At 64.0% G+C, this 15180-nt stretch carries 9 protein-coding genes; 5 read left to right on the top strand and 4 right to left on the bottom strand.

Going from position 1 to position 15180, the window contains the following annotated elements; all coding sequences use genetic code 11:
- Positions 1 to 156: 156 nt before the first annotated feature.
- The 4 genes from ACFVBH_RS29180 to ACFVBH_RS29165 all read left to right on the top strand — a co-directional run bounded on the left by ACFVBH_RS29180 (position 157) and on the right by ACFVBH_RS29165 (position 8930).
- Positions 157 to 5739, top strand: a complete 5583-nt coding sequence (locus tag ACFVBH_RS29180; RefSeq protein ID WP_379006427.1) for a hypothetical protein — start codon at positions 157 to 159, stop codon at positions 5737 to 5739.
- 56 nt (positions 5740 to 5795) lie between these two features.
- On the top strand, positions 5796 to 6398 hold the full coding sequence (locus tag ACFVBH_RS29175) for a hypothetical protein (protein ID WP_379006425.1): 603 nt from the start codon (positions 5796 to 5798) through the stop codon (positions 6396 to 6398).
- A gap of 472 nt (positions 6399 to 6870) precedes the next feature.
- Positions 6871 to 7185: a WXG100 family type VII secretion target gene (locus tag ACFVBH_RS29170; RefSeq protein WP_379006422.1), complete on the top strand. Its 315-nt coding sequence runs from the start codon at positions 6871 to 6873 to the stop codon at positions 7183 to 7185.
- Positions 7186 to 7304: 119 nt separating this feature from the next.
- Positions 7305 to 8930 (top strand): nucleic acid/nucleotide deaminase domain-containing protein, encoded by a 1626-nt coding sequence (locus ACFVBH_RS29165; protein WP_379006419.1) that lies wholly within the window; start codon positions 7305 to 7307, stop codon positions 8928 to 8930.
- Between the two features lie 10 nt (positions 8931 to 8940).
- On the opposite strand, the gene ACFVBH_RS29160 is transcribed toward ACFVBH_RS29165, so the two are convergent.
- The 4 genes from ACFVBH_RS29160 to ACFVBH_RS29145 all read right to left on the bottom strand — a co-directional run bounded on the left by ACFVBH_RS29160 (position 8941) and on the right by ACFVBH_RS29145 (position 13244).
- Positions 8941 to 9723, bottom strand: coding sequence for an ESX secretion-associated protein EspG (locus ACFVBH_RS29160; protein WP_379006415.1), 783 nt, complete (start codon positions 9721 to 9723; stop codon positions 8941 to 8943).
- Positions 9720 to 11594, bottom strand: a complete 1875-nt coding sequence (locus ACFVBH_RS29155) for a hypothetical protein (protein ID WP_379006413.1) — start codon at positions 11592 to 11594, stop codon at positions 9720 to 9722. The genes ACFVBH_RS29160 and ACFVBH_RS29155 overlap by 4 nt, the downstream gene beginning before the upstream one ends.
- Before the next feature lie 87 nt (positions 11595 to 11681).
- The gene (locus tag ACFVBH_RS29150; protein WP_379006410.1) at positions 11682 to 12422 is read right to left on the bottom strand and encodes a hypothetical protein; all 741 of its coding nucleotides are present in this window, start codon (positions 12420 to 12422) and stop codon (positions 11682 to 11684) included.
- Positions 12423 to 12455: 33 nt separating this feature from the next.
- On the bottom strand, positions 12456 to 13244 hold the full coding sequence (locus tag ACFVBH_RS29145) for a hypothetical protein (RefSeq protein WP_379006407.1): 789 nt from the start codon (positions 13242 to 13244) through the stop codon (positions 12456 to 12458).
- Between the two features lie 195 nt (positions 13245 to 13439).
- Here ACFVBH_RS29145 and ACFVBH_RS29140 point away from each other — a divergent pair, with 195 nt between their 5' ends.
- On the top strand, positions 13440 to 15131 hold the full coding sequence (locus tag ACFVBH_RS29140) for a nucleic acid/nucleotide deaminase domain-containing protein (RefSeq protein WP_379006404.1): 1692 nt from the start codon (positions 13440 to 13442) through the stop codon (positions 15129 to 15131).
- The last annotated feature ends 49 nt before the right edge of the window (positions 15132 to 15180 follow it).

Raw genomic sequence — 15180 nt, 5'->3', positions numbered from 1 at the left:
CCTAAACGTCACCCTCGCAATGGTTTCTAACCCTGTATAGGATCGTCCGGGGTTGCTCCGAAGACCACAGGGGGACGGCATGGCGAGGACGACGCGACGCGATGCGGCTGAAATCCGCAGTGCAACAGTAGAACCTGTCGGGTATTTCGGTAGCTGATGTCGAAGTTCACAGCGGCAGGAGACTTCCTCCCCGGCTGGTTGATGCAGGCCCTGAACTTCGGTATGGCCTATCCCAAGGGTGATGAGGACGACCTTTTCGCGCTGGGTGACGCTTGGAAACAAGCCGCGGCCGCCCTCGAGGCACTCGAACCCGATCTGCGGGCGGCGACCGACAAGGTTCCGCAGTACTACACCGGCGAGGGCGCGACCGCCGCGGCCACGGAATTCGCGTTGCTGTTCGACGGCAAGGACTACTCGATCCAAAAGCTCGTGGAGAGCCTCGAGGCACTGGGCAAGGATGCTCGGACGACCGCGACCGATATCGAGTACACCAAGATCCAATCGGAGATCTTCGCACTTCTGACGCTGTCCACGGTGCTGTCGTTGCTGCCCACACTGTGGGGTTCGGCGGCGGTTCCCAGCGTGTTGGCCGTTGCCCGAGTGGGTTTGGCCAAGTTCGCAGCCCAGATGGCAGAGAAGATCGCCGCCCGCACCGCAGCCGCCGGCCTTCGATCCTTGGCGAAACCGCTGAGCCGCGAGCTGGTCATACCGGTGGCGCCGAAGCTCACCGCGAGACAGCTCGCCGGCCAGGTGGCCAAGGGAGCCGGCGTCGGAGCGGGCCTGGGCGGGCTGATGGACGGAGGTATTCAAGCCGGTCAGATCATGGCGGGGCGTCGTGACGATGGTTTCGATGTTCGGCAGTTCGTCAAGACGGTGACCGAATGGGGTGCCGGCGGAGCATTCGGAGCGCCCGCCCACAGCCTGCTCGGCGCCGGGATCAAGCGGGTTCCCTCGCTGACGAGCAAACCGGCGATGCTGACCGAAGGGTTGGCGGGCGCCGGGGCGGGCGCGGTCGGCGGCGTCGGTATGTGGGGCGCGGGGATCGGCAACCAGCTCTACGACTTCCACAACGACAAAATCACCAAGGTCGACTACTCCTTTCACAAGGAGATGCTCATCGGTGGCGTGGTACTGGGCGGTGGTGGCGCCGCCCGACACGCGTCCGTCGCGGCGAAGCACGACGGCTCCGCGCCGTACGCCGGAGACGGCGCTACCAAGCCGCCCACCAATGAGCATGCCGCTGATCCGAAACGTGTCGCTGATGTCGGTGACCGCGATGTCGCGAAGATTCACAAGTCGATTTCCAGGGACCTGCATCCAGACGCGGCCGGGAGATACTCGGACGCCGGTCAGCAGGCACGAGAGAGTCTTTGGAAGCAGGCCAGCGATGTTCATTACGCGGCCTCGCTGAAGGACGCGACCGGCCAAACCGGCTACACCGCCGAACATGTGACCAGGCTCGAACAGATCCGCGACGAAGGTCGTCAGCTCGCCCGCACCGACCCCGGCCCAGAATCGCGGGCGAACGTGCCGTCCGATACCGGCAGGTCCGGCGACGGCAGCACTCCCAAACCGGCCGACCGAGCCGGGGCGCCTTCGGCTCCGAGGGACGCCGGGGCAGGGGCAGGTAGCCGCCCGTCGATTCCGGAGAGCACGCACCGTGCCGGCGCCGGCACGGGTACCACCACACAGAACCCGAACATCGCAGCGGCAACACAAGGCAAGGCCGTAGTCGCGGATGTGAAGCCTTCGCACGCCCCGGTGGTGGAAGTCGAGTCCTCGCTGCCTGCAGGCGGCCGAGATGCCACGGCGGTCGAAGGGTCTGTCCCGCACACATCCGACAGGGTTCCGGTACCTGACAACGCGAAGGTGATCGAAGCCCCCCAGGACCGGGCTCAAATACCAGCGGAGAACCGCCCCGCCCCGGCGGAGAACGGCAAGACCCCTACTTCGGTAGCCGAGACATCGGTCGACCATCCTCAGCGTCCGGTAGCTGGTGAGAGCCCTGATGCTTCAGCGACGCACACCGGCAGCGGTAACCGGCCGGAAGCGAAATCGCCGTCGCAGCCGTACCAAGGGGAGCACAAGCCGTCGAAAGTCGAAGAACCGAACATATCGGACGAGATGGGCGGGCCCGCCAAGGAGGGGCCGGAGAACTCGAAGCCGGACAACGGCGAGGTCGTGTTCGACGACTACCTGCCCGACGGCGCGCCGGTTAGGCATGACCCGACCAGTACCACGATCGGACATGATCAAGCCACACAGAACGTCCGGAAGAACGTACTCAACGAGGGCGAACACGACGTCATTCTGCATGGCAGTCCCGAAGGTGAGCCGATTCCAGGGTTCGGGAACGCGGTCCACCCGGAGCAGGTTGTCCAGGCGATCCTCAACAATCCGCACTACGTAGCGGGGACCCCTGTCCGCCTGCTGGCCTGCTTCAGCGGCAACGAGGTCGGCTGGGCGCAATACGTCGCCGATCGATTGGGTGCGCAGGTTCGCGCCCCTTCCGACAAGGTGGGAACACCTCAGGCCCCGAACTCGCCCGCAGTGATTTGGAACAATGGCGAGTGGGTGACCCGCAGCCCGCGGAACCCCGTCGATCCGGCAACGCCGTCCAACCCGCTGCACGAGCCCAGCCAATCGCGGGAGCCCGGGACCGAGGGCCCGGGTGCACGCCGGTCCGTTTACGAGGACCCACCCGGTTGGGATTTCATGGGTAAGGACCCGCGGGGAACACCACTCGAGTCCGTCCACCTCGACGGTCGTGAGTGGTATCAGCACACCACTGACAAGTGGTCGGCGATGGATGCGGTGGAGATCGCGGACAGACTCCGGAGCGAATGGGGCGTCGAAGCAACGCATTTCGAGTATCCGGGCCTGCATCCGGAGGTGTTTCGCGAGTTCGCTCGCGGCGTCGAGGACATGCAGACCAGGTATCCGGATGTGCGGTTGCCCGAGATCTCCATCGCGAGACTCCCGGAAGGGTGCTACGCCGAAACCGTCCCTCGCATCGAGAACGGCCAAGCGTCGACCAAACGAATCGTGCTCAACGGGGACTACGCTCTCGACCCGCGGCAGATGACCGACCATGTCGCACAGGACGTCGTGGATGGCCATTTCGTCCCCGGCTCCGGCGACCGCCCTTTCTATTCGACGTTTGTGCACGAATACGGCCACACCATCGATCTGGAAGGTCAGATGCGGGCCCGGTCGAGTGCCGAGCAGGCGCTGGAGGACTACTTCACCTCGAGTCGCGGAGGGATGGACAGAGCTGCGTTCGATGCGTGGATGGACGAACTCACCGGTTACAGCTTCCAAGAGGACGGCCGATTCAATCCGGCCGAGGCGCTGGCCGAAGCCTTCACCTATGTGGAGCTTTATCGTGAGGCCGCGCCCGAACCCACCAAAGTGCTGTATTGGCATCTCCTGGACAATGCGAACTGGCACAGTACTTCCCCGAACGGGTTCACCCATGTACCCGATGACGCAATCGCTCGCGTCTTCGAGCCGTACCGCCCTGATCGGCCGATAGCGAATACTGTTGCGCCCGAGCATAACTCCGCGCCGCTCGAGGCTCCCGCCCCGCAGTTGCACCCAACGGAGTTGACGCCCGAACTGCGTGAGCGCTTCGAGGACTTGCGCGGCCAGGCTCAGCAGGTCGCGGTAGCGTTCGGCGACCCGGCGAGCGCCGCCGAATTGCCAGGGCTTCGCACGGAATTGGCTCTCACCTTCGATGAGCTCGGCCTGCGCTCGCCCGCGATCAGCGAGGCGGTCTGGAACCTGGTTCACGAGCACGATCCCAAACTGGCCGAATATCTCTCGCTGTACAGTCGTGAGCTCTTGCCCGCGGAGACCCCGTCGCATTCGGGAACTGAACTGGACCCGATGCGGTCGGAGCGACCGGCTCGAGAAGAGCCGGGTTCGCCTGCGGATTCGAGTGCCAAGCCCTCCAGTTCGCCCGAATCCCAGGTCCCTGCCGGAGAACCGGCGCCGGTGACCCACGGGCCTGATGCGCTGCCGGATCTGACCGAAGCGCAGAACCCGGCGACCACGGCCCTGCCGGAAAACGTGCCGCATTCCTGGCCTGTCGACCCGATGACCGGCTACGAGATCAAGCCACGCGACCTGGAATTCCTCGGTCTGACGTCCGAACAGGTGCATGCCTGGATGGCGCGTGAGGCGCCGCTGGGTATGACCCCCGAAATCTACGGGGATTGGCGCACTTCGCTCTTGGAAGCCCTGCACCGTGACGGCGTCGACACCCGCGCGGTGGACATCCGGTTGCGGGGCTCCGGCGCTGATTTCTTCTCCGGTGCGCACAAGCAGCTGCCGACGCTCGAGGAACTCGCTGGGCAACCGGAAGCGCAGGCCAGGCTGCGAGAGTGGCTGGGTGAAGACCTCGACCGCCCGGTGAGCCGCCCGTACGACTCGATGTACAAACTGGGCCTCGAAGAGCCGAGCGATTTCGATCTCAACATTTCTTCCCACGAGATGTTCGACCGCGCGGCCGCAGTGTGGGATCCGGAGCTGTTCGAAGGGCAGTTGTCGAAGGATCACGGGTATCTGAACAAATCGCTGATCACGGCGGAGTACCCGCATCTGCTTCGATGGGCGGAAGAGTGGAGCGCCCGCCTGGGTCGCGAAATGTCGTACGCCGTTTTCACCGGAACCGGTCCGAAAGATGTGTCGGCTCAAGGATTTTATGTACATTTCCAGGCGACGGACTGGATCATCCACGATCCTGGCCGACTCTCGGTGGATGTCGGGCCGGACGGTGGGCTGCCGCTCAAGCCGGTGCGGGCGGTCGATCCGAGCGCGGTTGCGGAGCGGAGTTGGTCGTCGGAGTTCAGTGAGTCGATCATGACCGACCACGGCACGGTCACCCGGTCCGAAGATGCGAAGACCCGTGTCATCCAATCCATTACCGAACTCATGACAACGCCGACCGGCCGACTGTTGGAAGCCGGCCGTGAGGTTCATGTGGATCCCGCCATGCATCTGCGTCTCGGCGATCCGGAGTACGTTGTTGCACTGCGGAATCCGGACTATCCGTCGATGGGTGGAACGTTGCTGGCCAGGGCCGAGTTGGACCCGGGGAATCCGGCACATGCTCCCGAATACCTCTTGGCGCTGGATGTGCCCGGGGCCGAACGCGTACTCCGTCAAATCGGTGTCAGCGAGCTGATCCAGTCCTGGGCACACGATTCGAACGGTACGAACGTGAAGTCGCTGGCCATACAGGAGGCAGCTGCCGCGGAATTCGGTCTGTCAAATATTTTGGAATGGCGAATGACCGAAGAGCTGCGCGCCATAGTCGACCGGGAGATAGCGGACTATGGCGACGTGCACAGGGAACTGCTTCGCGCCCAATACGAGCGAACCCAGCAACAGCTGGCGAGCGAGGGTGTCAACAGCCTGATCCTCTACCGGGCAGTTTCCTGGTCGCCGGAGGACTTCCCAGCGTGGGCCGCAGGGCAGCCCGGTGCCGTGCTGGATATGCCACAGCAACGGCCGCTGTCATCCTGGACCGGCGAGCGTCGTATAGCGTCGGATTGGCTCACCCAGCATGAACGGCCGGGTGTAATCCTGGCGGCCACCTTCTCCCGGGAGTCCATCCTGGCATACCCGCAGACCGGTATCGGCTGCCTTTGGCAGGTTGAGTTCGTACCCCTGGCGCGCCCGGGTTCGGTGACACTCGATCTGGTGCACCGGCCGCCGGATCGCCCGAAGGGGTAGAAAGGCAGCGGAACGTCCGCTCGAAACCGCGCGAACAGGATGAGGACTCGTCACGAATGACACGACTGAAACCACTGCGGCCCAGGCTGCGGATGATTATGAGCGGCGAGCTCGACCGAACTCGGCTCGACCGGCTGCGTGAGGCACTCGGGCTCGCGCGCAAAGGGCGACTGACGGATCGAGAAGACGAGCATTTCGGGTATCGGGATGTCAGTGAGAACCAGGATCGATCGCTCAGCCTCGATCTCTGGCGGGTCTCCGATGCCGAGTGGTCCCTGCGCATCTCCGCCGCCGCCGACGTGGATCTCAGCGACGCTGAGATCACCCGCTGGCAATCGGTCATCGCCGCCGCCGCGGATGCCAACGGTCTGGAAATTTCCAGTGTGAAGGTCTTCCCGCCGCCGAGCCGCGATAACTACGAGACGATGTGGCGGAACGAGAACTGGCTGCGTACTGCGCATTGGGACCTGCCCGCACGAACCCTCGACGAGCTCTGGTGGGTAATCGGCATCGAACCATCCGCGTCCGAGGTGGAGCGGCGGGACAAATTGGCTGCGTTCATGACCAATCCTGTGTGGCAGCCCGCACCAGCCGAACTGCGTCAAGAGGCCGAAGCGTTCGTGCGGCGCGTAACCGAGTCCGAGGGTGGCGAGCAGTAGCCGACACCTTCCGCCGCGTCAGTCGCGCTGTTCGAGCTCTGTCAGTCGGCGGTCCCGCTCGGCTCGCCACCGAGCTGTATTGCTGCCGTCCAACTGCCCGGCGAATGTGCGCCGAGCGGCTGCGACCAGATCGTCGGTGACAGCTGGATACGATCGTGCAATCGTCCATAGGGCCTCAGTGGTGTCCGGGTCGAGCCCGGTCGAACTCGGAACTCCGTCGCCCGAGAGCACCATCGACAGCGCGCGATCGAAGTTCTGGCGCAACTGGTCGCTGGTTGGATGGCTACGTCGCACAGTGATCCTCTCCGCTGGGGCCCGATCCCCAGCATCGCACAACTCGGGATGTCGTGGAGGACGCACCGCCTTGATCTGCGTCCTTCGCTCTGCCAGCGGATTCGCCGACGAATCGCGAAGCCATCCCGATCTGGGTAGGATCGCAAACGGTTTGTCACAACAACCGACTGGGGGCGTAATGTCGGACGAACTGCGGGTCGAATTTACCGGGATGCGGACTGCCGCAAGCGGTCTCACCGATGTGTCCACTCGAATAGACGCTCTCCGGGCAACCTTGAAATCCGCTGCGGATTCCGGCGACGGTTGCTGGGGCGCCGATGAGTTCGGGAATCCGTTCGCCGAAGGTGAATCCGGCTACCTGACCCGTTCCGTGCAGCTATTGGATGTCCTGCAGTCCAAGGTCGGTCGTTTGAACGTGTACTCCACCGCGTTGAACGATGCCGCCACCTTGCTCGAGGACACGGACGACAACAACGCCGGCCAGTTCAAGTAGCAGGATCGATGCCGGCGACAACCGATCGGGATGCCCCGGCGATGTGCCTCGCACCCGAATCGGCAATCGGTGGGAGGGCTCGGTCGATGCGACCTGGACGGCTGTGGCGAGGACAACCGTTGCGAGAGCGAAAGAATGCGTACGTTGTCTCGCTGGTCGCGGTTGCGGCCATTCTGGCCGGGTGTTCCACCGTACCGGGAAAGCCGGTAGCCGCATCGAACACCGCCCCCTTCTATGCCGCGGTGGTGGACCTGCTCACGCAATCGATCGCACGGTACACGGGCTCGGATTCCGAAGGGACGGCCTGGGATATTCAGACCACCACAAAGGGTGAGTCGCTCGGAACGGTGTTCACCGCCGGTCAGCGATCCTCCGTACTGGTGTCCGGGGGCACCATCTATGTGCGGCCTCCGGCGAGCGCTCTGACGTCCAAACTTCCACGCGGGCTGTCATTCTCGGAGGCCGGCGGACGCTGGATCACCGGTGCTGCCGATTACGGTGTGAAGCTGCCCAACTTGGCGTCACCCAGGGATCTCGCGGTGGCGCTACTGGATTCGCTCGATCGGACCGCGGACTTCCCGCACGTCGGTGACCCGGTTGTGCAGGTGGAAACCGAAAAGGCCTACGAGGTAGAGACGCCCGACGGCAAGTTGGCGGTCTCGACTACAGCCCCGTACCGAGTATTGAGGTTCCTGCCGGAATCCCCGTCCGAATCTTCGGCAGACGAAGGCGGCAGCGCTGCTGGAGTCAACCCGCTGGGCTCGCCGATCATCTTCCCCCTGATGACGCCGGCGTCCAGAGAACAGGCCTACCGAGAACTGATCGCACAGACCCAGGCTTTGAACTCCGCGGTCGATACTCGTGTGCAGTTCGACTTCGATTCCGCGGGAAGCCTCGACTGCACCGACACGGGCTGCACGGTCACCACGAATGTTCGAACCTCGACGTCCTCCACGTCGGGCGGGGGTGTATCGGGCACTGTCGGGGCGACGATGAAGGCCACGGTCACCGTGGACGGAACGCCGAGTGCCGGCTGTGTCGCCACACAGCAGTTGCCGATCAACGGCAACGCCGTCATGTCGTGCGTGGATACTAGCGTCGCTCCGCTCGTCGCGGCGATCAAAGCACGGAAGCAGGCCGAAGCCGACGCGCAGTCGCGGGCGCAGGGCCGCAGCGTTACCGTCGAATACTTCATCGACTATCGAGCGTCGATCGATGTCCAAGCCGCGGCCATGGTCCAGGCCGAGATCGACCGTGCCGCAGCGGCATTGCGTTCTGATCAGGAGAGTGATCGCAACCGGGCAGACTGCGGTACCAACTGCGAGCTTCAGCAGATCCCCTACAACAGTGATCGATTGAGCCAGGCGGCGAATCAGGACCGAAACGGCAGGGGCACGCCATCGGACCGCAATATCCTGGTGGTGCTGGTGCCGGGCTGGAACGATCCGACTCACGGCGACCTCGTCATCGGAACCGGCGAGAGCCGGTCCGGCAACGCCACTGGCGAATCCGAGGAGGACGTCCTCGGGCAGCTGGCGACGAGGGGCTTCGCGCCCGACCGGATCACGGGGGTGTACAGCGAGCGCCAGCCATGCTTTGTGAACTGTGGTTCCAAGCTGGGACAGGGCCTCGTGGCGGGAACTCCCGTGAGTTACACGATTCCCTGGCGGGCAAACGATCAGCAGGCCCTCGACGCCGGAAACGATCTGCTCGACAGACTTCGGGAGGAACCCGCGGCAGGGTGACGGAGATGTATCAGCGCTGCAAGGTTCCGCGCTCGTCCCGAATTCTGCGGACGACTTCCGCGATGCGGGTGTTGATCATGGTCACCAGTCGTTTCGAGTCCACGCCGACGGCTGTGACCGGTGGCTCGCTTCCGATGGCGTATCGGCCGTCGTCATCGAGATCGCGCCACTGCAAACGGAACCGGGCTGTGCCACGCGGGCCGAATTCGGAACGGCCCTGAATGACGTCGATCGTTCCGACGACTGTCGGGACCGTGGTCAGAAACATCTTCGAGCGGTGGCCAGCTGAATCCTCGAAGATGTCATCGACCACCACTCGCCCCGTGCCCGCTTCCCCTTGTGGATCGACCAGGGGGATATCCGCCTGCTTGCCGGCGTCACATTCAGGCAGTGCGCGGACTACTTCGTCCGCCAGCCGCAGGGCATCGCACTCGCGAACTACGAATCCGCCACTGTGCGCGTAGGTCTTTCCCGGTAGCTGCGTCAGGAGATAGCCCCGGTCTCGGTGCCGAATCGCCATCATGCGGATACATCCGTCAGCCCGTCCGGGATCGTGTCCATCGAAGCCGTTGACGACTATGCGTAGGTCCGGCTGGGTGACGGCTGTCTCGAGGTACCCGAGCGCGGCGTCCCAATCCGCTCGCAGCCGCCGGGCTACCTCCTGCTTCTCGCGCATGTAGTCGATGAGCAGCGGTGTGCTGCTGGTGAACAGGAACGGGTGCGGCAGGTCCTCCCCGGTCATGAGTTCCCACAGCACGGTGAACTCGAGGTCGCCGAAGCGCCGTTCACTCATCGGTCGGCCACCGGTGTGGAAGCTTCCGGGAGGACCCCGAGCGCTTCCTTGATGTTTTCGGAGGACCTCAGATAGTCGGGCCGCTTCTGCTCTTTTCCTTGACCGGCGCCCTGCGCCGCGCCCGCGCCCATGGGGCTGGCTGCCATGGGTGTTCCGGAGGATGTCGTCCCACCCGTAGTGGTCGATGCCAGCCCCGCACGTGAGGTCGTCGTCGTGGCGGTTTCGTCGACGCTGACCGCGGCTCGTGGGAAGAGCTTGGTCTGTGGGCTGTTCTGTACCGGCGCTGCGCCCGTGGGCACGCCACCGCCACCCCCACCACCGCCGCCGCCGGTCGTGGTCGGAACACCCGGAGTGGTCGGGGTGGTCGGCACCGGCTGGACTTCCGGCTGTTCGGTTGTCGGCTCGGTAATCTCTTTCACGGCCGTGGTGAGTTGGTCGGCCAGTGAAGTCAGCCCGGACAGCCCTTGTGTCACAACGCTTTGCAGGGCCTCGGAACCCGCGGACAGGGCGCTCGTCAAGGCTTCGGAGCCGGTCGACAGCAAGCTCTGCAACGCTTCGGACTGCTTGGTCGTGGCCTCGGATGCCTGTTTGGCAGCTTCTTCTGCCGCGGTCTTGGCGGCTTCCTCCGCAGCCTTTTTCGCGGCCTCGTCTGCTGCGGTCTTGGCGGCTTCCTCCGCTGCTTTCTGCTGTTCGTCGGTGTTCACCGGGACGGAGGGCACGCCGCCGCCGCCACCGCCTGTGTTGTTGCCGCCACCGCCACCATTGGTATTCGGCACAGCCGCGGGGTTAACCTGCGGTTGCGACGGAATCGAAGCCGTCGGCAAGCCTTTTGTCGGGAACACCTCGAATTTCACCAAGGTCGAGTTGTAGTCGTACAGGCCCGGGAGATACGTCGAATCGAAATCCATTCGATAGATCTTGAGCAAGTTATCGAGACATTCCTGCTCGGTATCACCCATGGACCAGTGCGCGCCGCCCGAATCGTATACCCAGTAGTTGTTTTCCTTGGTCATCTGCGGGGGAGATGCGGTCTTGGGCATCGCGTTCTTGGCTGCCAGCAGCCAGCTTGCCGAGGTGCGGAGGCGAGAGTCTATGTCGCCGAGTTTGTTTGCGAAATCCGTTGCCGCGGTGACGTAGTTGCCACCGGCTCTCTCCGCGCTCTGGGCCGATAGGCCAACCCATTGATTCTTGAAGGTCGGGTTGTCGACTATTTCAGATTTGAAGGTGGTCAGCGCCGATGTCAGCTGCGTTTTCATCCACTTGAATTCATCTGCGAGCCGCACGACGTCGTTGGCGTCGATAATGGTGCCCAAGGTGTACAGCGTAGACCAGCCCAAGCTTGTGGAATTCTCGGGAGACAGCGCCCTGTCATCGTTGGGTAGTGTCCAATTCTGACTGGCCTCGCCCGGCAGAAGTGTTTTGTTCATGATAGTTTTTGGGGCCGGAATATGAGGTTCGACGCGACTCGAGTAATCGACGGCGGGGAGGCCGGTCCTGGCTTCGGTGGCCATCTTGATTTTGGTGAAGCTCTGCACGGATTCGTCTTCGGAATTCTGAAAGGTCTTCGCGGCGTCACGGTACAGATCTGCCATCGCCTGTACCGTGCTGATGTTCTCGCCGAGGATCACCCCGGCTTGAGCGGCCAACTGCCGGAAGCCCTCCGCCCATTTGTGCCCGGACGCGATCTCGGGGCTGGGGCCGGCGAAATCCTTTATGCTGTCACGTGTCTTGTCGGCTTGGTTGCGGATGGCCAGGAGCGTCGCGATCGTATTGCTGCACGTATTCATCGCCGCGGTCGCGACACTCGGGTTGAACGTCAACTGATCCAGCCCAGCGGCGGCCAGCATCTCTGCCAACGTCGCATCCGCCATCTTCAACCCTCCCCGATCGAGATTTCAGCCACCACAGTACAGCGAACGGTTGTGCGGCGTGGCTGCGCACATCCTGTCGCGCAGCGGTCAGGCCCGCAACTTCGGGAGGGTTGTGCTCGCCGAATCCCGTAGCAGTGCAACGGCTTCGTCGGTGGTGAGTAGGGGTGCGCCGTCCGCGCCGACGTCGATGCCCTGACTCCAGGTCAGGGTGTACACCATCCATCCGTCGCGAATCGCGAGCTCTACACGGTTGACCTTGCTCTGCTGGGGATCCGAGAGCACCACCCTGTATGCGTCGTCTCCGATGCCGGTCAGCCGGAGTGTTGTCTCCTCGGGAAGGCCGACGCCGAAGTGTCCTTGAATCCGGGCTTGGTACGCGGCTTCGAATTCGGCTGCGGGGTCGGACTGCTTGTTCAGGCGTGCGACAGCGTCGAACTGGTTGTGCTTGCCCGCGCCCGAGGTCTGTGCCGGCCAAGCGAAAGAAATGCGGCACCGCATCGTGTCGACGGCAGGATGCCGAGTGGTCCGCGAGTCCGGATTGTTGCCCGCGTTGTCCGAGACGACGAAGCCCGCCTTGGTGATCGCCGAGGTGTCCGCTACCGCGCAGATGTCGTCGACGGCGTGGTAGCCGCGCAGGTCTGCGGTGGGATGCGGATCGTCTACCGGGTTGGTGGTGATGGCCGCTCCTTCGCCCCGCCCGAGTATGAATATCGCTACAGCCCAGACGATCGCAGTCGCCGTCGCTGCGCCCGCAGTCCATACCCAGGTTTTTCGCTTCGGGCGATCGGGCCCGGGGCGATCAGGGCTGAACTGTTCGAGTGCTGACACGAGTTTCCTTACCGAATTCGGACGCGAAGGGTGCTACCGGCTCAGTTCTGATAGTGCGTGCGAAGCCAGGGCCTGCAACATCGGGCTCTTGGCATCTCGGGGAACGATGTCGCTCGAGGGCGACGAACTGCGCCAGAGTATTTCGTAGACGAACCAGCCGTCTCGAACCCGCAGAGTAGCCAGTGCGCCATTGCGTTCGTAGACGATGTAGGCGTCGTCTCCGAGTCCGGAGATCTTTTCGACTTCCGGCTTGCCGCTCTGCTGATCGACCGTTTCGAATTCGGCGAGGAACGCGGGGACCGGATTGGATACTTTGTGCACGGTGGCGGTTGTATCCAAGAAGACAGTCGTCCGGCCGCCCTTGTCCGTAAGAGTCATGCGGCATTGCGAGGTGTCGACCGCGGGATGCCGTGCGACGGAGTACGTCGGTGACGACCCGGTTGCCGGTGCTGCGCCCGCGGCCGCGATCGGCTTCAGGTCAAGCACCGTACAAGGCGTATCGGTTAGTTGATAGCCCCGTGTATCGGGAGTCGAACCGAGGTAGCCGTCTTCCGTTCCCTTCGAGGAGCGGAGGCCTACCAATATGGCGGCGCCGATGCAGGATGTGAGGACCACCGCGATGGTCGGCCACAGCAGCCCCCGTAGTGGCGAGCGGGTTGATCGCGGCGGGGAGAGAAGGTCGGACAACCCGTCGTCAGCACGAAAAGTGTTTTCGCCGTGCCGATTCTGCGTGATTGGTGCGGGGGCGAGCGGCCTGGCGGGGTTTTCGCTCGATGTTGAGAAACCCTCGCCGTTGTGCTGCTGCGCCCCCGGTCTGTGCATGGTGGGACCGTATCATTCAGGAAGAGAGGTGCGCTCGGTGCAGACGGAGCCCGTGGTGCGCCTCGGATCGCGCCTACCGGGTGGATACCCCTGCTAATGCGCCTCCATCACCGGTGGAGGTTTGTCTCGTTTGCCCGCCCGGCTGCCTGCCGATAGCGTCCAGGCCGAGTGATCGCGTCTATGCGGGGGTGTGCGATGAACCGAAACCTGGTCGCAAAGAGAAACGGTAGATCGCGCGGCCGCCGGGGCGGGGTGATCGCGGCGCTGCTGTCGGTAGTGGTCGCGGCTGGATGCTCCACCGTGCCGGGTCATCCGATTGCCGCGTCGAACTCCGATCCGTTCTACTCGGCGGTGCTGGACCTGATGACGCAACCGGTGGTGCACGTGAGCAGCCTTGACGCCAGCGACAACGGGTGGAATCTACGGATCACGTCGGACGGGTGGTCGACCGGGTTCGCCGTCTCGCGCGGCAAGCCTTCCGATCTGCTGCAAACGGGAACCGTCAGCTACGTGAAGCCGGACGCTGGAGTGCTGGCGTCGAACCTGCCCCGGGGCAAGTCGGTTGCCGACCTGCAAGGGAAGTGGATAACCGGCTCGGACGCGTTTCTGGAGGGAGTGCCCAGGAGGCTGGAGCCGGACGACCTGGGCGAGGCGCTGCTGTTGGCGCTGAACAAGGTCGAGGAGTTCCCGCGGGTGGGGGAGCCGACCATCACCGTCGGTTCTGATCAGGCATACGAGGTAACGACTCCTCGTGGCGCCCTTGCCGTTTCAGCTGCCCGGCCGTATCGGGTGTTGCGTTTCATTCCGGGGAACGATGCCGCGCCGACATCCTCGGAGTCTGCCGAGGCCTCCGAGACTCCCGACGAGAACTCCGGTGGAACGACGCCCCGGTTCGACCCGCTGGCGGTGCCACTGGTGTTCTTCCCGCTGACCCCTGCCGCGCGAGACCAGGCCTACAACGACATCGCGGGACAGTTGCAGGGACTCGCCAACGTGGTCGACGTCGGGGTGCAGTTCGACTTCAACTCCACCGGAGAGATGAAGTGCACCAACGACAGTTGCGTGGTCACCTCCAGTGTGAAGACTTCGACGACATCTTCGAGTAGCGCGCGATTGACCGGAGGCGTCGACGCACTGATGCGGGCCTCGATCACGGTCGATGGCACGCCCAGCGCGGGTTGCACCGCCGCGCAGAAGATCTCGATCAACGGCACAGCCAAGCTGACCTGCACCGACGCCTCGATCGCGCCGCTGGTCGCGGCCATCGGAGCGCGCAAGCAAGCCGAAGCCGATGCGCAGTCCCGCGCACAGGGGCGGAGTGTCACCGTCGAATACGTCATCAACTATCGAGGCTCGGTCGACTTCCAGGTCGCGCCGATGATCCAGGCCGACATCGACGCCCGCGTCAAACTCGTTCGGGGCTATCAGGACAAGGCTCGCAGCGAGACCGGTTGTGGGCCGAACTGCACCTATCAATTAGTCCCGTACGGCGGTGATCCGCTGAGCCAGGCTGCCGGCCGGGAGCGGCAGACCGCGGGAACCGCGCCGAACGGCAATATCCTCGTGGCACTGGTGCCGGGCTGGGGCGATCCGGAAACCGGAGACATGGTGATCGGCACCGGGCCGGGCGAGCACAGCAGCGCCACCGCGGCCTCCGAAGCAGATCTGCTCGGCCAGTTGACCGCGCGTGGTTTCAATCCCGGGCAGATCACGGCGATGTACAGCGAACGCCAGCCCTGCTTCGCGACGTGCGGCACCAAACTGCAAGGGGTGAAACCGGATACGCCCGTCAGTTACAGCGTGCCTTGGAAGGAACACGGTCCCGACCTGACCGCTGCGGCGGACAGCGTGGTGGAGTCGCTCAGCAGGAATTCAGGCGGCAAGTGAGTCGCGTGCTGACGTGGCGCGGCGAACCGCCCTGGTCGACGGCCAATAT

This window comes from Nocardia sp. NPDC057668 (assembly GCF_042799795.1).
Classification (GTDB): domain Bacteria; phylum Actinomycetota; class Actinomycetes; order Mycobacteriales; family Mycobacteriaceae; genus Nocardia.
Note: the sequence above shows the minus strand (reverse complement) of the source record. Positions and strands in the feature narration are given on the sequence as shown.